General features: G+C 66.3%; 18 protein-coding genes and 1 tRNA gene. 8 read left to right on the forward strand and 11 right to left on the reverse strand.

The genetic code is table 11. The features are described from left to right. From mnhG to TV39_RS20060, 6 genes are read right to left on the reverse strand one after another with little or no spacing between them, the layout of a single operon-like run. Entirely contained in the window at positions 1–417 is a 417-nt protein-coding gene (gene mnhG / locus TV39_RS20035; protein ID WP_043485115.1) for a monovalent cation/H(+) antiporter subunit G, read from the reverse strand. Further along, on the reverse strand, positions 407–685 hold the full coding sequence (locus tag TV39_RS20040) for a monovalent cation/H+ antiporter complex subunit F (protein WP_043485117.1): 279 nt from the start codon (positions 683–685) through the stop codon (positions 407–409). The genes mnhG and TV39_RS20040 overlap by 11 nt, the downstream gene beginning before the upstream one ends. Continuing rightward, a complete protein-coding gene (locus tag TV39_RS20045) occupies positions 682–1,227 on the reverse strand; it encodes a Na+/H+ antiporter subunit E (protein WP_043485119.1) in 546 nt (181 codons plus the stop codon). The genes TV39_RS20040 and TV39_RS20045 overlap by 4 nt, the downstream gene beginning before the upstream one ends. Next, on the reverse strand, positions 1,224–2,858 hold the full coding sequence (locus tag TV39_RS20050) for a Na+/H+ antiporter subunit D (protein ID WP_043485122.1): 1,635 nt from the start codon (positions 2,856–2,858) through the stop codon (positions 1,224–1,226). The genes TV39_RS20045 and TV39_RS20050 overlap by 4 nt, the downstream gene beginning before the upstream one ends. Then, entirely contained in the window at positions 2,855–3,478 is a 624-nt protein-coding gene (locus tag TV39_RS20055; RefSeq protein WP_043485124.1) for a Na(+)/H(+) antiporter subunit C, read from the reverse strand. The genes TV39_RS20050 and TV39_RS20055 overlap by 4 nt, the downstream gene beginning before the upstream one ends. Beyond that, positions 3,475–6,519, reverse strand: a complete 3,045-nt coding sequence (locus TV39_RS20060; protein ID WP_043485126.1) for a Na+/H+ antiporter subunit A — start codon at positions 6,517–6,519, stop codon at positions 3,475–3,477. The genes TV39_RS20055 and TV39_RS20060 overlap by 4 nt, the downstream gene beginning before the upstream one ends. Before the next feature lie 204 nt (positions 6,520–6,723). Here TV39_RS20060 and TV39_RS20065 point away from each other — a divergent pair, with 204 nt between their 5' ends. From TV39_RS20065 to TV39_RS20075, 3 genes are all read left to right on the forward strand, one after another. Beyond that, complete coding sequence (locus tag TV39_RS20065; RefSeq protein WP_043485128.1) at positions 6,724–8,127, forward strand: MFS transporter; 1,404 nt, start codon at positions 6,724–6,726, stop codon at positions 8,125–8,127. A 64-nt stretch (positions 8,128–8,191) separates the two neighbouring features. Beyond that, a complete protein-coding gene (locus TV39_RS20070) occupies positions 8,192–8,674 on the forward strand; it encodes a cation:proton antiporter regulatory subunit (RefSeq protein ID WP_043485130.1) in 483 nt (160 codons plus the stop codon). 5 nt (positions 8,675–8,679) lie between these two features. Beyond that, the gene (locus TV39_RS20075) at positions 8,680–9,873 is read left to right on the forward strand and encodes a cation:proton antiporter (protein ID WP_043485133.1); all 1,194 of its coding nucleotides are present in this window, start codon (positions 8,680–8,682) and stop codon (positions 9,871–9,873) included. Positions 9,874–9,912: 39 nt separating this feature from the next. Here the strand turns inward: TV39_RS20075 and dcd are convergent, their stop codons facing one another. Further along, complete coding sequence (gene dcd / locus TV39_RS20080) at positions 9,913–10,488, reverse strand: dCTP deaminase (protein WP_043430109.1); 576 nt, start codon at positions 10,486–10,488, stop codon at positions 9,913–9,915. A 156-nt stretch (positions 10,489–10,644) separates the two neighbouring features. On the opposite strand from dcd, the gene TV39_RS20085 reads away from it, so the two are divergent. Next, a complete protein-coding gene (locus TV39_RS20085) occupies positions 10,645–12,408 on the forward strand; it encodes a CAP domain-containing protein (RefSeq protein WP_082049914.1) in 1,764 nt (587 codons plus the stop codon). Between the two features lie 15 nt (positions 12,409–12,423). Here the strand turns inward: TV39_RS20085 and TV39_RS20090 are convergent, their stop codons facing one another. Then, on the reverse strand, positions 12,424–12,870 hold the full coding sequence (locus tag TV39_RS20090; protein WP_043485135.1) for an SRPBCC family protein: 447 nt from the start codon (positions 12,868–12,870) through the stop codon (positions 12,424–12,426). A 265-nt stretch (positions 12,871–13,135) separates the two neighbouring features. Between TV39_RS20090 and TV39_RS20095 the strand changes: the two genes are divergently transcribed. The 3 genes from TV39_RS20095 to TV39_RS20100 all read left to right on the forward strand — a co-directional run bounded on the left by TV39_RS20095 (position 13,136) and on the right by TV39_RS20100 (position 14,608). Further along, a tRNA-Gly gene (locus TV39_RS20095) sits at positions 13,136–13,209 on the forward strand. A 92-nt stretch (positions 13,210–13,301) separates the two neighbouring features. Beyond that, entirely contained in the window at positions 13,302–13,451 is a 150-nt protein-coding gene (locus tag TV39_RS22420; protein ID WP_198011525.1) for a hypothetical protein, read from the forward strand. Continuing rightward, positions 13,448–14,608, forward strand: coding sequence for a N(5)-(carboxyethyl)ornithine synthase (locus TV39_RS20100; RefSeq protein ID WP_043485138.1), 1,161 nt, complete (start codon positions 13,448–13,450; stop codon positions 14,606–14,608). Before TV39_RS22420 ends, TV39_RS20100 begins: the two co-directional genes overlap by 4 nt. On the opposite strand, the gene TV39_RS20105 is transcribed toward TV39_RS20100, so the two are convergent. Further along, complete coding sequence (locus TV39_RS20105; protein WP_043485141.1) at positions 14,541–16,088, reverse strand: MFS transporter; 1,548 nt, start codon at positions 16,086–16,088, stop codon at positions 14,541–14,543. The two genes, TV39_RS20100 and TV39_RS20105, sit on opposite strands and share 68 nt — an antisense overlap. Positions 16,089–16,261: 173 nt before the next feature. Between TV39_RS20105 and TV39_RS20110 the strand changes: the two genes are divergently transcribed. Next, positions 16,262–17,116 (forward strand): LysR substrate-binding domain-containing protein, encoded by an 855-nt coding sequence (locus TV39_RS20110; protein ID WP_043485144.1) that lies wholly within the window; start codon positions 16,262–16,264, stop codon positions 17,114–17,116. A 740-nt stretch (positions 17,117–17,856) separates the two neighbouring features. On the opposite strand, the gene TV39_RS20120 is transcribed toward TV39_RS20110, so the two are convergent. Next, the gene (locus tag TV39_RS20120) at positions 17,857–21,408 is read right to left on the reverse strand and encodes a bifunctional proline dehydrogenase/L-glutamate gamma-semialdehyde dehydrogenase (RefSeq protein ID WP_043485150.1); all 3,552 of its coding nucleotides are present in this window, start codon (positions 21,406–21,408) and stop codon (positions 17,857–17,859) included. Between the two features lie 283 nt (positions 21,409–21,691). Then, positions 21,692–22,121: IS110 family transposase (locus TV39_RS20125; protein WP_043485153.1), on the reverse strand; the 430-nt coding region annotated here is incomplete at its 5' end.

The raw sequence follows: 22,121 nt of genomic DNA on the forward strand, positions 1-22,121 counted from the left end.
CTAGGCCGGGCCGTCGTCCTCGTCGGCGGCCCGCTTGGCGGCGGCTTTCTTGTCTGCCGCCTTCAGCACCACAGCTTCCAGCTCGTCGGTGGTGAGCAGTTCCTTGTGCAGGTGCTTGGTGCGGTAGCCGGCCCTGCCCACCATGTGCGCGGACACCGGGACGGTGAGCACCTGGAAGATCCACGCCACGAACAGCACGGGCCACACCCACCAGGTCCGCAGCTGCAGGCCCACCGAGGCAAGCAGCAGGAAGAGACCCAGCACCTGCGGCTTGGTGGCGGCGTGCATCCTGCTCATCAGGTCGGGGAAGCGCAACAGGCCGATGGCCGCACCGAGGGACATCAGGGCGCCCACCACCATGAAGACGGCGGACACCGCGTCAACAATGGTGTCCACGGCGGAGGGTTCAGGATTCATTGGGCTGCTCCCGCCTGTCGGCCACGAAGCGCGCCACGGTCACGGACCCGATGAAACCGATGATGGACAGCGCCACGAGCAGCATGAGGTTGTTCAGGTGCCTGTTGACGGCCATGTCTATGCAGAGCGCGGCCCCGATGATGGCCAGCAATACGTCCGAGGCCAGCACCCGGTCCAGCAGGGACGGCCCGATGGCGATCCGGACAATGGCTCCGGCTGCCGCCAGGGACAGGATCACGGCCGTTATGGTCAGGACGATTTCCATCATGCGCCCACTTCCTCTTTCAGAGCGGCCAGTTCCTCGCGGGTGCCCATGATCCTGATCAACGCTGCCTCGGCATCCCGGACCTCCTTGCGCAGGTTCGCAATGTCCTCCCCGCTCCGCACGTTGAGCCCGTGGACGTAGAGCGTCGACGTGGAGCGGTCCACCTCCACCACCAGCGAGCCCGGGATCAGCGAGAGGACATGGCCCGTGGCTGTCACCATCAGGTCCGAGTGGCTCCGCAACTGGACGGCGACGACGGCGTTGGTCACCTTCGGCCCCCGGGCCAGGGCCAGGAAGAGTACCTGGAAGCTGGCGGCCACCACCTTGCCGAGGAAGACGATCGCGAACGGGACGGCCCGCACAATGCTGAACCTGCCGCCCAGTTCCACCGGGGGCAGGTAGAACAGCCGGGCCACCACTACGGCGATGAGCGCACCGAACAGCAGGTTTCCGGGGCTGAAGTCCTGCCAGAGGGCACCCCAGACAAACACCAGCCACACGAGCAGCGGCAGTTCCTGCCGGATGGAAATCCGTCGGCGGTTCATTTCTGTCCCTCCTGCTGCACGGGCTCAGGCTGCGCGGGCTCCGGCTGCGCGATCGTGGGTACGGGGGCGTTTTCACCCAGCACCGCCTGGATGTAGGAGGACCTGTCCAGCATTTCCACCGCGGACTGGTCTGCCACCCGGAACAGCGGGCCGGCGAACACGGTGAGTGCGACGCCGAAAGCCACCAGCCCCAGAGTCGACCCCACCATGGTGCGCGGCAGGAGCGTGACGTTGCGTTTGCCGGCACGGTCGCCGGTGTCGGAGTCCTCCGGGGGCGCCAGCAGCACGGGGTCGGGGTTTTCGGCGTCCTCGGGCTTGCGCCAGAACGCGCGGTTCCACACCCGGGCAATGGCCAGGAGCGTGAGCAGGCTGGTCAGGACGCCGCCGATCACCAGGGCGTAGGCAAGCGGGGTGCCCAGCTGAACACCGGCCTGCAGCAATCCGAGCTTGCCCAGGAAACCCGAGAACGGCGGGATTCCGGCCAGGTTCATGGCGGGAACGAAGAACAGCAGGGCAAGCATCGGGGACAGCTTGGCCAGGCCGGCAACCCGGTCGATCGACGAACTCCCGCCGCGGCGTTCGATCAGGCCGGTGACCAGGAACAGGCTGGTCTGGATGGTGATGTGGTGGGCCACGTAGAACACGGCCGCACCAAGTCCTGCCACGGAGGACATCGCCAGCCCGAACACCATGTAGCCGATGTGGCTCACCAGCGTGAACGAGAGCAGACGCTTGATGTCGCTCTGGGCCAGCGCACCCAGGATGCCCACCACCATGGTCAGCAGGGCCGCCACCATCAGCGGAGTGTTCAGCGAGTCCCCCGGAAAGAGGAGCGTCTCGGTGCGCACCATGGCGTAGACGCCCACCTTGGTCAGCAGGCCGGCGAACACGGCGGTGACGGGGGCGGGTGCGGTGGGGTACGAGTCAGGCAGCCAGAAGGACAGCGGGAACACAGCCGCCTTGATCCCGAAGGCCACCAGCAGCATCACGTGCAGCAGCATCCGCGTCCCGGAGTCCAGGTCCGCGAGCTTGACGGCGAGGTCCGCCATGTTGATGGTTCCGGTGGCGCCGTAGATCATGGCGATGGCGATGAGGAACAGGACGGAGGACACCACGGAGACCACCACATAGGTGACGCCGGCGCGGATGCGTGGGCCGGTTCCACCGAGGGTCATCAGCACATAGCTTGCCGTCAGCAGGATCTCGAACCCCACGTAGAGGTTGAAGAGATCGCCGGACAGGAACGCGTTGGACACTCCCGCCACCAGGATCAGGTAGGTGGGGTGGAAGATGGACAGCGGCGCGTCCTGGTCTCCGTCGGCCATGCCCTGGCCGGTGGCGTACACCAGCACCGCGAGGCTGACAGTGGAAGAGACCACCAGCATCAGGGACGAGAACTGGTCCACCACCATCACGATGCCCCACGGCGGCGGCCAGCCGCCGATGTTGACGGCGGCGGTTCCGCCGTCCCAGACGGAAGCCAGCAGCACGCATTCCAGCAGGAGGGTCAGCGACAGCAGCGTGATGCTGACGGCCCGCTGGGCCCGCGAGTGCCGGATCAGCACGAACGTCAGCGCGGCACCAAGGATGGGAAGTACGACGGCGAGCGGGGCAAAGCTTGCGATGTTCACTTCACGCCTCCTTCCGGGCCGGGGGTCACGTTTTGGGAGCCGGGCTGTTCTTCGGCGGCGGCGTCCTCGGCCTTGATGGTGCGGGCGCCCACCTTCACGGTGGGTTCGCCCGCTTCGGGGCTGTCGCCCCGGCCGCTGCCGTCCGCGCCGCTGCGGCCGGAAAGGTCCGAATCGGTGATGCCCTTGCCGTCCGAACCGATCATGGTCAGCGGAAACTCGGACGTTTCGAGCGGAATCTCGGAATCATCCTCCGCATCGAAGCTGGGGGTTTCGGCCACGCGGATGTCCTCGACGTCGTCTTGGATCTCATCGCGGCGGGCCAGCACCCAGGTTCGGTAGATGATGCCCAGCATGAACGCGGTCACCGCGAAGGAGATCACGATCGATGTCAGGATCAGTGCCTGCGGGAGGGGATCGTTGTAGTCCCCGGGGTCTGTATCCTTGCTGAACATGGGGGCCAGGCCGGCGTAGCCGCCGGTAGCCAGGATCAGCAGATTGGTGGCGTTGGCCAGCAGCATCAGGCCCAGCAGCACCCTGGTGAGGCTGCGTTCCATGATCAGGTAGATGCCGCACGCGTAGAGCGCGCCCATGACAGTCAGCAGTGTCAGGTTGACGCTCACGCCTTCCCCCTCCCGGTGGTTTCGGCCGGAATTCCGTCCGGTTCCTGCCCTTCGGTCTCGCCGTTCGGGTCTTCTTCAAAATGCTCATCGATTTCGGCGCCCAGGCTGCGGAGCACGTCCAGTACCAGCCCCACCACCACGATGTAAACGCCGATGTCGAAAATGGTGGAGGTGACGAACTTGATGTCGCCGAACACCGGCAGCCACAGTTCGATGATGGCGCTCTGGAACACCTGCCCGCCCAGCAGGAGCGGCACCACCCCGGAGGCCGCGGCCGTGGCCAGCCCGATTCCCAGGAGCGTGCCCGCGCCTACCGGGGTGGCCTCCCGCAGTTCGAAGCGGCCGCCGGCCAGGTACCGGATGGTCAGGGCGAGTCCTGCCGTCAGGCCGCCGGCGAAGCCGCCGCCGGGAAGGTTGTGGCCGGCCAGCAGGAGGTAGATGGAGAAGACGATCATCGAGTGGAACACCAGCCGGGTGACCACCTCAAAGATGATGGAGCGGCGCTCGGGGGCCATGGTGCGCCCGGCGACGAGCCAGGCGTCCCTGGTGGAGGCCGCAAATTTACGGCTCAGGGCCAGTGCCGCGCTGTCACGGGAGCTCTGGCCGGCACTGGACCGGCGGCCCACTGTCCCCTCGGCCACGGAGGACGAGGCCCGGATGCCGTCGCCGCGCCCCTTCACGAAGATGAGGCTGGCCACGCCGGTGGCGGCCAATGCCAGCACGGAGATCTCACCGAAGGTGTCCCACGCCCGGATGTCCACGAGGGTGACGTTGACGATGTTCAGTCCCCCGCCGCCTTCGTAGGCAAGCCGTGGGAACTCCAGGGAGACGGGCGTCGCAACCCGGGCCCCCATGGCGTAGATGGCCACGAAGATCATGGTGGCTCCGAACGCCGCCCCGATGATCACACGGATCACCCGGTACTTGCCGCCGGTGCGGTCCCGGAGCTCCGCGGGCAGGCTGCGCATGGCCAGGACGAACGCCACCAGGATGATGGTTTCCACCAGCATCTGGGTCAGGGCGAGGTCCGGTGCGCCCTGAAGGGCGAACATCAGTGCGATGCCGTAGCCGGTCACGGAGACCATCAGCACGGCCAGGAACCGCTTGTTCGCCCGCACAGCCGCCAGAGCCCCGATAACGATGCCGGCGCCGGCCACCAGCTGCAGCGGCGAATTGGGGTCGATGAAGTACAGGCCGTCGGGCAGCGGCTTCCCGGCAATGAGCAGGGCGGTGAGCGGCAGTGCGAACGCCACTGTAAGGATCACGGCGAGGTAGAAGAACAGCGAACCACGCTGCGTGCGTCCCGTGACCCACACGGCGACGTCGTCCAGCGCGCCGATGGTCATTTGGTAGGCACGGTCGCCGTCCACCCACGCCGGCACGGTGCCCTGCGCCCTGGCCACGAGGGTGCGGCCGTAGAACATGGCCAGGCCGAGCACGAAGGTGAGGGCCGTTAGGCCCAGCGCGGGAGTGAGTCCGTGCCACAGCGCCAGGTGGCCCGCGGCTTTGGCCGGATCACCGCCGTCGTGCACGAACTCCGCAGCGTACGGCTGGATCCAGCCGTCCACCGGTGCCGGCCACAGCCCGTAGACGATGGTGAGCAGGCTCAGCACTGCAGGGGCGAACAGGAAGGACGGCTTAATGGCCTTGAACGGGGTGGGCTCGATGCCGGGCTTCGACGCGAAGGCGCCCCACATAAAACGGGCGCTGTAGGCGAAAGTAAGAATGGACCCCAGGACCAGCCCCACGAGCACCACCAGGCCCCAGGGGGCAGCAACGTCAGGGGACGTGCCGTAGTGCACGAAGGCCTCGAACACCGATTCCTTGGCCACGAAGCCCGCCAGCGGTGGGATTCCGGCCATGGACGCGGCACCGATGGCGGCAACCACGGCAAGGGCGCGGGAGGACTTGTAGACGCCGGACAGCTTGCGGAGATCGCGGGTTCCGGACTGGTGGTCGATGATGCCCACCACCAGGAACAGGGTGGCTTTGAAGAGTCCGTGGGCCAGGAGGAGGGCCAGCCCGGCCAGCGCCGCATCCGGCTTGCCCAGGCCCACCACCATGGTGAGGAAGCCCAGCTGGCTGACCGTGCCGTACGCCAGGATGAGCTTGATGTCGGTCTGCCGGAGCGCCCGGTACCCGCCCACCAGCATCGTGGCCAGGCCCAGCCCCAGAACCATGGGCAGCCAGTACGCCGTTTCCGCGAACCCTGGCGCCAGCCGCGCCACAAGGTACACCCCGGCCTTCACCATCGCCGCGGCATGCAGGTACGCACTTACCGGGGTGGGGGCCGCCATCGCCCCAGGCAGCCAAAAGTGGAACGGGATCAGCGCGGACTTGGTGACGGCACCGATGAGGATCAGCACGACGGCGGCGGCCACGGCCCCGGCCGCCGGCCCGGACGCCAGTCCGGGAGCCTGCTCCAGGATGGCCGAGATCCGGTACGTTCCGGCGCTGAAGCCCAGGATGATGAGGCCCACCAGCATGGCCAGACCGCCTGCAGTGGTGACCATCAGTGCCTGCAGGGCCGAACGCCTGGCTGAAAGCCTGGTGCGGGCGTAACCGATCAGCAGATAGGACAGGACCGTGGTGAGCTCCCAGAAGATGAACATCAGGAGCAGGTCGTCGGCCGTGACCAGGCCGAACATGGCCCCGGCGAAGGCCAGGAGCTGGGCGCCGAAGCCGCCGAGGTTACTGTCCTTGTTCTTGAAGTAGCGCGCGCAGTACACCAGCACCAGCGCACCCACCCCGAGCACCAGCAGGGACATGATCCAGGCCAGGGGATCCATCCGGAACGCAAGCTCGATCTTGAGTTCGGGGATCCAGGGAAGTATTTGGGTGACGGCGCTGCCTGTGGGTTCTGGTGCCGCGTCGGCTTGGCCGGCCGCGCCCTGGTACACGGCGTCGCGCTGCAGCAGCAGCCAGACAAACGAGCCCGCGGGAACCGCGGCCAGCGCGTAGAACGAATTCCTGCGGAATTTCCTGAAGAAGAACGGCGCCGCGGCAGCCACCGCGAAATGCACGGCAAGGACTGTGATCACTGGTATCTCCGCAACGTCAGGAATTCGATTGTCAAAAGTTGGAGCAGGCGGTCATTCGTCAGGTTCGGTGCACACAGTTTATCAAGCGGATGCAAACACTTTTCACACGCATCCGGCTGCCGGGGCCCGTATTCCCCGTGACGCCGGGGAGTTTCCACCTTTCGTTCACTCCTTGTTGCGCTGACGGCGGATAGCATTCAGCCTATGAATCCCGTCACCGCCTCCGCGGCTACGCAGCCCCCGTCCAAACTGGAGTCCGGAACCCTGGCCACCAGCAAGGGCAAGGTCCTCGCGTGGGCCGCCTGGGACTGGGGCTCGGCGGCCTTCAACGCCGTGATGACCACGTTCGTGTTCACTGTGTACCTCACCTCCAACGCCTTCGGCGGCGAGGACCAGGCCTCTGCGGTGCTCGGCGGTGCGCTGGCCATTGCAGGGGCGGCCATCGCCCTCCTTGCCCCGGTGACCGGCCAGCGTTCGGACACCGGCGGTCGCCGGAAGCTGTGGCTGGGAGTCAACACGGCCGCCGTCGCGGTCCTGACCGGATTGTGCTTTTTTGTGTTCCCTCGGCCGGAGTTCCTGCTGCTGGGCGTCACGCTCATCGCCTTGGGCAACGTCTTCTTCGAATTCGCCGGGGTGAACTACAACGCCATGCTGGCGCAGGTCTCTACCCCGAAGAACATCGGCAAGATCAGCGGCTTCGGCTGGGGCATGGGCTATCTGGGCGGCATCGTCGCACTCCTGATCGTGCTGCAGCTGTTCGTCCAGCCCAGCTTCGCCTGGTTCGGGGCGTCCACCGAGGACAGCCTCAACATCCGCCTCGTGGCGGTGTTCTCCGCGCTCTGGTTCTTCATTTTTGCCTTGCCCGTCCTGTTCGCCGTACCGGAGCTGCCCAGGCCGCGGCAGGCCGCCAAGCTGGGTTTCCTGGCTTCCTACGGCCTACTGGTGCGCCGCATCAAGGCGATCTACCGGACCAGCCCGCACACCATTTTCTTCCTCCTCGCCAGCGCCATCTTCCGTGACGGCCTGGCCGCCGTCTTTACGTTTGGCGGAATCATCGCTGCGGGAACCTTCGGCTTCGAACTGAAGGAAGTCATCTTCTTTGCCATCTTCGGCAACGTGGTCGCGGCTGTGGGGGCCATGATCGGCGGGTTCCTGGATGACCGGGTCGGGCCGAAAGCGGTCATCATCGGCTCGCTCATCGGACTACTGCTTGCGGGCACCGTCATCCTGGTCCTGGGCAACGGCAGCTACGTCTTCTTCGGCCAGGCCTGGGCAGGCACCACCACCTTCTGGGTGTTCGGGCTCTTCCTGTGCCTCTTCGTTGGACCGGCCCAGTCCTCCTCCCGCGCTTACCTTGCCCGCCTCGCGCCGCACGGTGAATCCGGGGAGCTCTTTGGCCTCTACGCCACCACCGGCCGCGCGGTCAGCTTCCTGGCACCAACACTATTCACGCTCTGCATCGCGGTGGCCTCCCCGCTGGTTGCGCCCGGCGAAGCCCAGCGCTGGGGGATCCTCGGGATCATGGTGGTGCTGCTGGCCGGGCTGCTGGTACTCCTGCCGGTCAAGGCACCCGGAAAAGTGGAAATCGCGGTCGTTCCGGCGGCCTGAAGCTGCGGCCGGTAATTCGCCATTTCGACACTCCAACTCCCCCTGCGCGGACTAGGCTGGTGCCATGAACGTGGATGAGACAGACCTCCCTGGCCTTGGCAGGCGCAAGGATTTCATGACTGCTTCCGGCCGCCGGATCGGCGTGGTGGAATACCGGGAGGGGCAGACGGAGCTGATCGTTTCCACCTGGGACGATCCCGATACGTGCCAGGCGTCCATCCCCCTGACCGCCGAAGAAGCCGCGGCCCTGGGCAACCTGCTGGGCGGGCAGCGCCTGGCGATGCAGCTTTCCGAGGAGCACCGCGAAATTCCCGGGATCGTCACACGCCAGTTCTCCATCGGCGGGGACTCACCATTCCATAACCAGCCCATGGGCAAGGCCTGCATACGCACCCGCAGCGGCGTCTCCATCGTCGCCATCATGCGGGAAGGCGAAGTGGTCCCTTCCCCAGGGCCCGACGTCGTCCTTCACCCCGGCGACCTGCTCGTGGCGGTGGGAACGCAACAAGGTCTCGATACGGCGGCCGATATCCTGCGCAACGGCTGAGCGGCATGGACCCGCTCGCGCTAACCCTCATCGAACTGGGGGCCGTCGTGTTCTGCCTTGGCCTGCTTGCCAGGTTGGCCGGGCGGATCGGGATGTCCCCCATACCCCTGTACCTGGTGGGCGGGCTGTTCTTCGGGGCCGGCGGGCTGGTCAAGCTCGAAGGAATGCACGAATTCGCCCATCTCTCCAGCGAGATCGGCGTGATCCTACTGCTACTTATGCTGGGATTGGAATATACGGCGGCCGAGCTTGTCACCGGCCTTCGCCGGTCCTGGAAAGCCGGCGTCCTGGACCTCGTGCTGAACTTCATTCCCGGAGCGGGGCTGGCTGTCCTGCTGGGATGGGGCCTGGTGGGGGCAATGGTGATGGGCGGCGTCACGTACATCTCCTCCTCCGGCATCGCCGCAAAAGTGATCACGGACCTCGGCCGGATCGGTAACCGCGAAACCCCGGTGGTGCTCTCCATCCTGGTTTTTGAGGACCTGGCCATGGCCGTATACCTGCCCATCCTCACGGCCACCCTCGCCGGGGTCAGCTTCCTGGTGGGACTTCAGACCGTCGGGATTTCCCTCGCAGTGGTCACCGTGGTGCTGGTGGTGGCCCTCCGGCACGGGCACCACGTGTCCAAGGCGGTGCACAGCGAAAATTCAGAAGTATTCCTGCTGAACCTGCTCGGCGCGGCGCTCCTCGTTGCCGGGCTGGCCGCCGCCATGCAGGTCTCGGCGGCAGTGGGGGCGTTCATGCTGGGCATCGCCATCTCCGGCGCCACCGCGCACAGCGCAACCCGCATCCTCGAGCCGCTGCGGGACTTGTTCGCAGCCATCTTCTTCGTGGTCTTTGGCCTCAACACCGACCCTTCGTCCATCCCGCCGGTCCTCGGGTGGGCCCTGATGCTCGCGGTCCTCACGGCCGCCACCAAGATGATCACCGGAATCTGGGCGGCAAAGCGGGCGGGAATTGCCCTGCCCGGTAGGTTCCGCGCGGGAGCCGCGCTGATTGCCCGCGGCGAGTTCTCCATCGTCATCGCCGGCCTGGCGGTGGCCTCCGGCGTGGTGCCGCACGACCTCGCTGCGCTGGCCACGGCCTACGTGCTCATCATGGCCATCATGGGACCGCTGGCGGCACGCTACGTGGAGCCGGCCGTCAAGATGCTGCGCCGCCGTCCGGCAAAACCCCGGCCGGCCGCCCGCCCCATCTGACGCTCTCTCAGATCCGGCTGCCTTTCCGGCGACGCTCTCTCAGATCTCGGTGCGGTGGAAGTTCAGGTAGCTGCGGCTGGCGGTGGGGCCGCGCTGGCCCTGGTAGCGGTTGCCGTACTCGCCGGAACCGTAGGGGAATTCGGCGGCGGAGCTCAGCTTGAAGAAGCACAGCTGGCCGATCTTCATGCCCGGCCACAGCTTGATGGGCAGCGTGGCCATGTTGGACAGTTCCAGCGTGACGTGACCGGAGAACCCGGGATCGATGAACCCTGCGGTGGAGTGTGTCAGCAGCCCCAGCCGGCCCAGTGAGGACTTGCCTTCGAGGCGTGCCGCGATGTCGTCCGGCAAGGTGACGGTTTCATACGTGGAGCCCAGCACGAACTCGCCCGGGTGGAGGATGAATGGCTCTCCGCGGTCCACTTCCACCAGGCGCGTCAGCTCAGGCTGGTCCTCGGCGGGGTCGATGTGCGCGTACTTGTGGTTGTCGAACAACCGGAAGAACCGGTCAATCCGGACGTCCACGGAAGACGGCTGGACCATCACCGGGTCATAGGGATCCAGGACAATCCGTTGGGAATCAATTTCGGCACGAATATCGCGGTCAGAGATCAGCACACTCAAAAATACCGCACCATTGCCGAGCCCGCGGTCCAGCGTTACTGTTGCTGCTGTTAAGGAACGTCATCTCCGTTACAGACTAAGTCTGATGTTGCGGCTGTGACGGTTGCCCGCCCTGCATAAGGAGTCGGCACCGACGGATCTGGGGTTGGCTTGAGGAAGATTTCGGCACGGACACTGGCGCTCATGGTCTGCGCCCTGGCACTGATCCCGCCCGCGGCCGGCCAGCTGGGGGGACCTTCCTCAAGCTCGAATCCCCCTGCGTCCTCAGCTGCGGGCCAGCAGACGCAGAGCGTCACCCTCGGCCCGCCGTCGTTCGCGGACGACGGCGACACGGGCACCGCGGAGGCCGCACCGGGACAGCGGCTCACCCCCGCCGTGGACCCGGACATCACGGAAGGGGACCCAAGCGGCACCGCCTTGGCCGATACCTTCGGGACGGCGGGCACGGTCGACGCCGCCGGCGCCCTCTCCACAGAAGCGCCGCCGGCCCCGCCAGCCGGGGGCTCCCCGCCCGAGCCGGCGTCGATTCCTCCGTTGTCCGCCACAGAGTCCGACCTGGCAGCCCCCACCCAGGGCGGACTGCAGACCCAGCCCGCTCCCGTCGCAGGTACGGAGTCGCTCAAGACCGAATCGCTCACGGCCGAGGCCCTGGTCAGGGACGACGCGTCGTCCCAAATTCTTGCGGTGTTCAACGCCATCAACAGCTACCGGGCTTCGTTTGGCCTGCCCGCCGTGAAGTACCACGCCACGGTAGCCGCGATGGCCCAGGAATGGTCGGACAGCATCGCGTCCCGGGAAGTGATCGAACACCGTTCGAGCTTCTGGACGGACTCGCGGGCCCTCAGCCCCACCAACGGCGCCGGCGAAGTCATCGCCGTCCGCTGGGACCGCGACGCCGCCCAGCTTGTGGAGTGGTGGAAGGGCTCGCCCGCGCACAACGCCATCCTGAAGGACCCCCGGTTCAGTGTGATGGGCATCGGCATTACTTTCACGGATGGCAACTGGCAGACCACCCCCAACCGTTACACCATGTGGGGCGTGGTGGACTTCTTCGGATACGGCACGCTGCCAGCGGGAACCACCAGCAGCCCGGGCGGCAGCACTGCGATGCCCGACCAGCCCGCCAGCATGTGCGATCCGCTGGTGCGGCACATGCCGCCCACGACGGACCTGGCGGCAGCCGCCATCAAGGGTCCCGGAGACCTTGTATCGGTGAACTCGTCCGGTGAACTCGTCAGCCGCCCGTCACTGGGAAACCGGGGGTACGGTGCACAGCAGGTCATCGGGACCGGATTCGGCTCGGCCAAGGAACTCTTTGTCACGGACTGGGAGCGGGACGGCGTCTTTGACGTCCTGGTCCAGTGGACTGACGGACGGGTCACTCTGCACTCAGGCTCGGCGGGCGGCGGATTCCTTCCGGCCGTGGCACTGGGCCAGTCCGGGTGGGCCGGAATGACCCTGGCGGTCGGGGGCTGGTGCGCGAACAACCGGCTCCCGCAGCTGGTGGCACTGGACGGTTCCGGCAACCTCTGGCTGTATCCGAACCGGGGGAAGACCGGCCTGGTGGAGCGGACGCTCATGGCGTCCGGCGTCTCAGCCAACCGGCTCGCCATGGCCGATTACGACGGCGACGGTTTCCAGGACCTGCTGGCCCGCCAATCCGACGGATATGTCCGCCTCTTCCGCGGCTCAGGCGCGCCGGCACCGCGCGTCGAAACCCGTACGGTGGTGGCCAGCGGATGGTCGGACGTTACAGCCATCCGTCCGATGCGGGACGTTACGGGCCTGAACTCGACGGGGCTGGCCCTTCGACGCGCGGGCGACGTGGTGCAGTACTGGGACCTCAGCACCGGAACCCTGGCGTCGCCGTCGTCCGTCACCGGCGCGTGGGCGGGGCAGCGCCTCGCCCAGTAGCCGCTCAAACGTCAGTCAGGGCTCCGCGGGCCGCGTTTCCAGGACTTCCTTAAGTCGTTCCAACTGCGCGACCTCCGCCTTCATGGTCCGTTGGATCATGAAGTCCATCAGTCCGGCCAGTCCTTTGGGCCGTGACTCCAGCGCGAACCTGATCCGGGTCTTTGCTCCCTCGCTGCTCAGGTAGTAGCCGCCGTGCGGGCGGGCCGGGCCGGCAACCACCTGGAACTGGATCTCGGCGCCCGGCCGGAGTTGGGTGATTTGGAAGTCCGCGGCGATGGGGCGGCCGGCCGGGCCCGCCAGGGTCTGCTGATAAACGGCACCGCAGGCGCCCACCGCGCCCGAGCGAAGTTCAATGTTCCGGATCCCTTCCCGCCATAAGGGAAGGTTCAGCCCGTCCTGCAGGAAGTGGTACACGGTCATGGCATCGCGTTCCACGACGACCTCGTACTCTGCAAATGCCACGGGGATCCCTTGATAGTCGGACAGCTTTTATGCGTAGCCCGTTCCCCTGATACTGCAGCTAACCCCAACAGGATAGTCAGCCGGGACAGCGTCGGAGCGGCTGCGGCCGTGCCTTAACCGAAGAGTTATCGAAAGGACCGAAGCGTTATCGAAAGGGCGCCTTCGCCGGACGGACGTGTCCCTGTTCTGGGAGTGCGCACGGCTGGGGTAAAGTAAATCCGGTTGACGCAACCGGGACACAGCCGAGGTAGTGGCTGGTCCCTCTGCGGCTGTAGCTCAATGGTAGAGCGCTAGCTTCCCAAGCTTGATACGCGGGTTCGATTCCCGTCAGCCGCTCCATTCCTTCCCCCTGCTTCTTCCGCCGGGGCATTAGGCGGCTACCTGTATCGTCAGAAGTCAGGAACCCCTTCGGTTCCGCTACAGGAGCAATCATGGCTGACAAGTCCCCGCGTCAAGCAGCATCCGCAAAATCCGGCAAATCCATCAAGGAAAAACGAGCCGACAAGAGGGCCGCGGCAGCGCCGCCCAGCTCCCTCGACAAGGCAACCGCCACCAAGGCAGCGAGCCCCAAAAAGAAGTGACCGGTTCCCAGAACCACCTCAGCCTCGGAGTATTGGCCAGCACCCGCAAGCCTGACGAACGCCGGCTCCCGCTCCATCCCCTGCATTTTGACCGCATAGCACCTGAGCTGCGGCGGAACATCATCCTCGAAGAAGGCTACGGTGAACGGTTCGGCGTTTCGGACCGCCACCTGGCCACCCTCGTGGGACGGATTGCCACCCGGGGCCAGATCATTGCCGACGCCGACGTCGTCCTGCTGCCCAAGCCTCAGCCGGAGGACCTGGCCGAACTCCGCGACGGCCAGGTCCTCTGGGGATGGCCGCACTGTGTCCAGGACCGCGCCGTCACCCAGCTGGCCATCGACAAGAAGCTCACGCTGATCGCCTTTGAGGCCATGAACCACTGGGCGGGCGACGGCGGCTTCGGCCTCCATGTCTTCCACAAGAACAACGAACTGGCCGGATACTGCTCGGTCATCCACGCCCTCGCCCTCACCGGCTCCACGGGCGTCTACGGACGGCGGCTCAGCGCCGTCGTCATCGGTTTCGGGGCAACGGCCCGCGGTGCCGTCACGGCGCTGAACGCCCACGGCATCCACGATGTCCAGGTGCTCACCAACCGGGGCGTGGCCGCCGTCGGCTCGCCCATCCACTCGGTGCGGATCGCCCAGTTCGACCATGACGACAAGGCGCCGTTCCTCAGCCAGGTCATCACCGAACGCGGCAGGGTGCCGCTGGCGCCGTTCCTGGCCGAGAGCGACATTGTGGTGAACTGCACGCTGCAGGACCCCAACGCCCCGCTGACGTACCTGCGTGAAGGGGACCTCAGCGCGTTCCGTCCCGGCAGCCTGATCGTGGACGTTTCCTGCGATGAGGGAATGGGCTTCAGCTGGGCGAAGACCACCACCTTCGCCGAGCCCATGCTCACTGTGGGCGACCATATCGACTATTACGCCGTGGACCATAGTCCGTCGTACTTGTGGAACGCCTCCAGCTGGGAAATCAGCGAGGCACTGCTTCCCTTCCTGGAGACCGTCATCTCCGGCCCCGAGGCCTGGGCCGGAAACGAGACGATCGCCCGCGCCATTGAAATCCGCGGCGGCGAGATCCTCAACAAGGACGTGTTGCAGTTCCAGCAGCGGCAGGCGGAGTACCCGCACGCCCCTCTGGGCGGGTAGGGGCCGGCTGGGGCGCCGTGCGCCCGGCACTCCCGGGCAGGCGGCGCGCCGGCTTCTTCGCCGTCCGGCTGACAATCCGGAGGAGGCGGCGCCGGTCCCTGAGGTCCACCGTGAGGGTCAGCTCACCGCGCCGGGCCAGCACGACGGCGACAGCCACCGCTGCCAGGACCGGCACCCCGCCGGAGACCAGAATGGCGGTGTGCGGATCCAGGTGCTCGGCAATCCAGCCCATCATGGGGCCGCCGATGGCCTGGCCGCCGATCAGCACCATGATGTACAGGCTCATGACTCGTCCCCGGATCCCCATGTTGGAGCTGATCTGCACCAACTGGTTGGCCGCGGTGAGGAACATCAGGCACCAGAAACCGGAGAGCACCATGGCGGCGCCGAACCACACCATGGACGGCGCCAGCGCCGCCAGGCAGAGCATCAGGCCGTACATTCCGGCGCCCAGCACCACCGACCGCAGTCGCAGCTGCCGGCGGCGGGTGGAGGTTATCGCACCGGCGAGCGCACCTAGCGCCACCAGCGCGTTCAGCAGGCCGTAGCCGCCGGCACCGGCGTCGTATACGTGGTCCGCGAACGCGGCCAGCAGCACAGGCAGGCTCATGGCGAAAACGGCGATGAACCCGGCCATCAGCCACGGCCAGTAGATGGTGGGCTTGCTCAGCGCGTACTGCAGCCCCTCCCGGAGCATCCCCTTGCGCTTCGGCGCGGGCGCAGAGATGAACAACTGGTCCTTGCGCAGGAGCAGCAACATGGCCACCGTGGAACAGCAGGCCGCGGCGTTGGCGGCGAAGGCCCAGCCTGCGCCCACCGCAGTGAGCAGGATGCCGGCAAGTGCGGGTCCGATCAGGCCGCCCAGCTGGAACGTCGTGGAGTTCACGCTGATGGCGTTGCGCAGGTACGTGGGGCCCACGAGTTCGTTGACGAAGACCTGCCGGGCCGGCTGGTCCAGCACAGTGACGAGCCCTAGAACGAGAGCGATCGCGTAGACGTGCCACACTTCAATGCGCTGGCTCAGCGCCAGGATGGCAAGGGCGGCGGCAAGCCCTGCGGCAACCGACTGGCAGAGGATGAGGATCTTCCGCTTGGGGAACCTGTCCGCCATCATCCCGCCCCACGGCCCCAGCACCAGCGACGGCATGAACTGCAGCGCCACGGTGATGCCCACCGCCGTGACGGAGCCTGACAGCTGCAGCACCAGCCAGTCCTGCGCGATCCGTTGCATCCAGAGTGCGATCACCGCGATGAAGTGTCCGATGGCGAAGATGCGGAAGTTGGGGACGCGGAGGGAAATGAAGGTGTGGCGCCAAGGCAGCCGTTCACTGACGACGGCGATCGGCTGGGTGACGTCCTGCGGCTGCCGTGACAGCGGCTCCAGTGACGGTGTCCGCGACGCGGACTGCGGTGACGGGGAAACTGCGGAATCGATGACGGGCTGGCTGACGGTTGCCGTGGAAGGCGGAGGGGGTGCCACAGGGAATCCTCAAGGGTGCGGGCGGGCGGGATACGTCCACGCTATGGTGGCCCCAAAGAATTATGAAGCGTATTGTTCCTATAACTAACATTGCGAAACGTAATGCCGCAGAGGGGCTTGCCCGGTTGTGCCGGGCCGCCACCCGGCACGCCGCCCGTTATCCCAGGAGTGCCATGTTTGAACCCGCCCAGCTCCGCTCCTTCCTGGCGGTTGCCGAGACCCTCAGCTTTACCAAGGCGGCGGAGCGGCTCGGCCTGGCCCAGCCGACGGTCAGCCAGCATGTGCGCAAGCTGGAGGCCTCGGCCAAACGGGTTCTGATTGCCCGGGATACCAGGGACGTGCGGCTGACGGATAATGGCGACGCCATGGCAGGTTTTGCGCGGACCATCCTGGCCGCCCACGATGCGGCGTCCCGCTATTTCTCCGGGTCCGCCATGCGCGGCCGGCTGCGATTCGGGACGGCGGACGACCTCGCGATCACTGGGCTCCCGCGCATCCTCCGGGAGTTCCGCCAGATCTACCCCCAGATCAACCTGGAACTCACCGTGGGCCAGAGCGACCAGCTCTACCGGAAACTGAACGCCGGCCAGCTGGACCTCGTGTTCGTGAAATGGGTCGCCGGGGCCAAGGACGGAACCGTGGTCCAGCACGACGCCTTCGCCTGGGTGGGCTTGGAGCAGACCGTGCTGGAGCCCGGGGACCCTGTACCGCTGATCGCCTACCCGTCGCCCAGCCTCAGCCGGAAGCTTGCCATCGACGCCCTCGAATCCCGGGGCCGGACCTGGCGCATTACGTGCACCACCCGGCAGATCAGCGGAGTCCTGGCGGCAGTAAGAGCCGGCATCGGGGTCGCCGTGATGCCGTCCTCGCTGGTCCCGGATGACCTCAAGATCATCACCCGCCGCTTTGACCTGCCACCCGTGGGAGACGTCGACTTCACCCTCATCCGCAACCCGCTGGCCAATGCCGAAGTGATCGAAGCACTCACTCAGGCAATTGTTGGGCGCACGCTCAAGCGCTCCGCATAGCAGTCAGCACTCGCCCGCGTCAGGGCACTGCAACTCATTAAGTAAGTAGGTAGTTGGCCCCGGGCAGGTGGTTATTCCACGTAAGTGATTGAAGATATTACGTGCGTAAATTATGCTGAATTTTGTTAAAGGTTAAGCAGAAGCCAATGACAACGATTCGATGACGAACCGTGTCCGCCGCCGCTGCCTTGGGGGCGCCTGACGGACTAAGTTCGGGATAGGCATGCGATGACGCCAACCACGAACCACCCGCAACTTTCAGTCTCAAATTCAGTCCACTCCCACAAAACGGTACGCCCGCTGACCGTTGGGACACACCGCAACACGCCGGTGCATCACGAAACGAGCCCACACGCCGACCTAGTCAGTCAGCGCGAACCGCACCCCGCCGCCACCCTGGTGGACACTGAGTTTGTAGGCAGCCCCTACTGCGAAAGCTGCGGGACGGATGAATTCATTTACCTGGAGACGTTTGTCCCGGCCACGTTCCGGCACGACGGCACCGTCCGGAAGCCGGGTGAAGTCACGTATTTCTGCACTGGATGCGAAGAATTCTCGGCACACTCGGTCCCGGCCTCGTGGGTGCCGCCCGGTTGGTACCTGGGCTAGCTCCGTCAACCGATATCGCCGCAAATAGACATCGCCGCCGGCAGGCACCCTCGGGTGCCTGCCGGCGGCGATTGCCTTGTGGGAGATAACTCGGTGGCCGCGTCGCGCAGGGCGGGGCGGGCCTGCGCCCCTTAGATCAGGCTGTCCGAGAGGTGGTTGGGCGTGCCGAAGCGATGTGCGGTGATGCTGACTGCCTGCTCGTGCAGGAAGGGCAGCAGTTCCACACGGCCGGCTTCGGTAACCGGGTGGGCGTAGATGGCCAGGTCCGGGCGTCCGCCGGTGGCTTCAGCCAGCGCCGTCGCGTCGCCGCCAAGGAGCCGGATCCGGCCGCCGGACAGCTTTCCGGCGTCCGCGAGCTTCGCGGCGGAGGCCAGCCACGCGGCGTCGTCCTCCACCGTGGCGGTGATGTCCAGGGCGGCGAGCGCCGCCTGCAGCGGAGCGGGGAGTTCGACGGCGGTGGAGACCGTCAGTGCCGAACCCGCCAGGACACCGGCGGCTACCGTCCTGACCAGGGTGGCGACCGGTTCGCCCTCGGAGAGCCGGACCGTTACCGGCAGGGAGCGGTAGCGGAAGATGTTCCGCTCCGCGCTGAGTCCGGAGACATCCTTGGCGGTGCCGAACTCATCGGCCCAGGCAAGGGCGTCGGAGGCCAGGGCCCGCTGCAGGGCTTCGAAGGCGGCAGCATCCAGTGCGTCCTTCGCGGCACCCGCCAGACGACGTACGCCGGCGTGGGTCACAGCCGTCTTGGGGCTTTCACCAGGGCCGCCGGCCGTGCTGGCTTTGCTGACCCAGTCGCCGAGTCCGGCGAGGTAGTTGGGTCCGCCCGCTTTGGTTCCTGCACCGACGGCGGACTTCTTCCAGCCGCCGAACGGCTGGCGCTGCACGATGGCGCCGGTGATGCCGCGGTTCACGTAGAGGTTGCCGGCCTGGACGGTGTCCAGCCATACGCCCACCTCTTCAGTGCTGAGTGAGTGCAGGCCGGCTGTCAGGCCGTACTCCACCTGGTTCTGGATGGCGATGGCGTCTTCCAGGGTGTCCGCGGTCATGACGCCGAGCACTGGTCCGAAGAACTCGGTGAGGTGGAAGTACGATCCGCGGCGCACGCCGTAACGGATACCGGGGCTCCAGAGCCGGCCGGTGTCGTCGAGCTTCCGCGGTTCGACCGCCCAGTTTTCGCCTTCACCAAGGGTGGTGAGTGCGTTGAGGAGCTTGCCGTTGGCGGGTTCGATGATCGGACCCATCTGGCTGGCGGGGTCCTCCGGGTAGCCCACCTTGAGTGAGGTGACGGCGTCGATCAGCTGGTTGTGGAACCGCTTGGAGGTGGCCACGGAGCCCACCAGGATCACCAGTGAGGCGGCGGAGCACTTCTGCCCGGCATGACCGAAGGCGGAGTAGGCCACGTCCTTGGCGGCGAGGTCAAGGTCGGCGCTGGGGGTGACGATGATGGCGTTCTTGCCGCTGGTTTCGGCCAGGAGCGGCAGGTCCTTGCGGAAGGAACGGAACAGTTCGGCGGTCTCATAGCCTCCGGTCAGGATCACACGGTCCACGGACGGGTGGGAGATCAGCTGCTGGCCGAGCTCACGCTCCCCCAGCTGGACCATGGTCAGGACGTCGCGGGGCACGCCTGCTTCCCAGAGCGCCTCGATCATCACGGCACCGCTGCGGCGGGCCTGCTTGGCGGGCTTGATCACGACGGCGGAGCCGGCGGCGAGCGCCGCGAGGGTGGAGCCGGCCGGGATGGCCACCGGGAAGTTCCACGGCGGGGTCACCACGGTGAGCTTCGCGGGCACGAACGTTGCGCCGTCGACGTCGTCGAGCTTGCGGGCGGACTCGGCGTAGTAGTGGGCGAAGTCCACTGCTTCGCTGACCTCGGGATCACCCTGGTCGATGGTCTTGCCGGTTTCGCTGGCCATGACCTCGAGCAGGTCCGCGCGGCGGGCCTCCAGGATGTCGCCGGCGCGGTGCAGGACGGCGGCGCGCTCGGCACCGCTGAGGGCGCCCCAGGCCTTGCCCTTTTCGACGGCGGTGGCGATCACCGTGTTGAGCGTTTCAGCGTCGGTGATGGTGGCAGCTTCCACGGAGGCGTTGCCCAGCGTGGAGAACGGGACGCGGTCCAGGATGGCCCGGCCCCAGTCACGGTTGGCGGGCAGGGAGGGGTCCGTGTCGGGGGTGTTCTCGAAGGAGTCATGCGGCATCGGCTCGGCCGGGAGGCTGCGGTTCTGCCGGCGGTTGGGGCCGGGAACTTCGTCGTCGAGCTCTGCCAGGGAGGCGAGGAAGCGCTGCTTCTCGCGCTCAAAGAGCACCTCGTTTTCGCTGAGCTCGAAGACGGCGGACATGAAGTTGTCTTGGCTGGCGCCTTCTTCGAGGCGGCGGATCAGATAGGCGATGGCCACGTCGAACTCGGCCGGGTGAACCACAGGGGTGTAGAGCAGCAGCGAACCGACGTCCTTCTTGACGGCTTCGGCCTGGCCCTGCGCCATGCCCAGCAGCATCTCGAATTCGATGCTCTGCTGTGCGGTATCCGCGATGCCGCGCTGCTTGGCCAGAAGCCAGGCAAAGGCGATGTCGAAAAGGTTGTGGCCTGCGACGCCGATCCGGATGTTCTTGATCCGGTCCGGGTGCAGTGCGTAGTTGATGACGCGTTTGTAGTTGGTGTCCGAGTCCTGCTTGGTGCCCCAGGTGGCCAGCGGCCAGTCGTGGAGCGAGGACTCGACCTGTTCCATGGGCAGGTTGGCGCCCTTGACCACGCGGACCTTGATGGCGGCTCCGCCGTCGGCGCGGCGGGCGGCGGCCCAGTCCTGGAGCCGGATCATGGCGGCGAGGGCGTCCGGGAGGTAGGCCTGGAGCACGATACCGGCCTCGAGGTTCTTGAATTCGGGCTTGTCCAGGATCCGGGTGAAGACCGCGATGGTCATGTCCAGGTCCTTGTACTCCTCCATGTCCAGGTTGATGAACTTGGCCTTGCCGCCGTTGGCCGCGAAGGACGCGGCGCGGGTGAAGAGCGGGGTGAGCTTCTCCACGACGTGTTCCACGGCCTCGTCAAACGCCCAGGCGGAGTGCGGCGCGACGGTGGAGGAGACCTTGATGGACACGTAGTCCACATCGGGGCGGGCCAGCAGGGTGTGGGTTCCCTCGAGCCGGCGGGAAGCCTCGTGCTCACCCAGCACCGCTTCGCCGAGGAGGTTGACGTTGAGCTTGATGCCGTCCTTGCGGATCTTGGCGATGGCCGGGCCCAGCTTGGCGTCCGTGGCATCGACGATCAGGTGGCCCACCATTTCGCGGAGCACCTTCCGGGCCGCCGGGATGACAACTCGCGGCAGGACGGGGGCCATGGTGCCGCCAAGGCGGACGGCGCTGCGCATGTACCAGGGCAGGAACGCGGGGACCTTCGGGGCAAGGGCTGCCAGGTTGCGGGCGGCGACGTGCAGGTCCTCGGGGCGGACCACGCCGTCGACGAAGCCCACCGTGAAGTCGAGGCCGTTCGGGTCCTTCAGGACACCGGCGAGCTGTTCAGCGGAGGAGTCTACGGGCACCTTGGCGGCTTCCGTCAGCCAGTGGCGCACCAGAGCGATGGCTTCCCCGGCCAAGGCCTGGGCCTCAGGTACGTGTGAACCGCCCTTAGGGGCCGATTCGGTGACCGTCTTTCCGGTGCGGACACCGGGCTCCGTCGAAATGTGGGTCATGGCTAACACTCGTTCTTTCCGTAGGTGAGGACCTTCTTTCCATCAGTATGAGCCTCCCATCACTTAAGATAAAGCGACGTTTTCTGAGCAATACAGGTTAGAAAAGCCAATGATTTGGACCCGGCCCGAACGTTCGGACACCACCCCGATGCCCTCCCACTTACGGCCGGAAACGACGAACCCCCTCCCACCGGAGTGAGAGAGGGTTCGTCGGGAAGGCACCGGACCTGAGAGAGCGTCCGGTTATTTGCCTCAGGAAGTGAGAGTGTCCCTATGTTTTTCGTCAAGCTGCTGCGGGTTGTTTTGCCTGGTAGAGGGTGCCGTCGCGGAGCATGGCGTAGAGGGTATCGCAGCGGCGTCGGGCGAGGGCGATGAGGGCTTGGTTGTGGCGTTTGCCTTCGGCTCGTTTGCGGTCGTAGTAGGCGCGGGAGAGCGGGTCTTTGAGGGCCGCGAACGCGGAAAGGTAGAGAGTGCGTTTGAGGGCTTTGTTGCCTCTTCGGGAGGCGCGGTCGCCGCGGATGGAGGACCCTGAGCGCCATGTCACCGGTGTCAGGCCGGCGTAGGAGGCCAGGTGCCCGGCGGTGGGGAAGTCTTTGTCGGCGACTTCGGTGAGGATCCGTGCTGCGGTCCTGATGCCGACGGCCGGCAAAGACATCAGGACCTGGTGAAGAGGGTGGGCCTCCACGAGGGCTTCGACCTGGGTGTAGACAGTG

This window comes from Arthrobacter sp. SPG23 (assembly GCF_000876655.1).
Taxonomy (GTDB): Bacteria; Actinomycetota; Actinomycetes; order Actinomycetales; family Micrococcaceae; genus Arthrobacter.